At 51.1% G+C, this 231-nt stretch carries 1 tRNA gene; it reads left to right on the plus strand.

Going from position 1 to position 231, the window contains the following annotated elements:
• Positions 1 to 172 precede the first annotated feature (172 nt).
• Positions 173 to 231 (plus strand) — tRNA-Arg (locus OGV52_RS01220).

Consider the following 231-nt stretch of genomic DNA (forward strand, 5'->3'; position numbering starts at 1 on the left):
CCGTAGCTCAGCTGGATAGAGTACTCGGCTACGAACCGAGCGGTCGGAGGTTCGAATCCTCCCGGATGCACCATCTTCTCTGCAATAGCGCATTAGCGTTGTTACAGAAATTCGATATCACTTTAGCAGTGATATCAAATCTGCAGTAAGTAAGTTTCCCTGATGCATCCGTAGCTCAGCTGGATAGAGTACTCGGCTACGAACCGAGCGGTCGGAGGTTCGAATCCTCCC

The organism is Citrobacter sp. Cb041, assembly GCF_030336655.1.
In the GTDB taxonomy this organism is placed as follows: Bacteria; Pseudomonadota; Gammaproteobacteria; order Enterobacterales; family Enterobacteriaceae; genus Citrobacter; species Citrobacter braakii.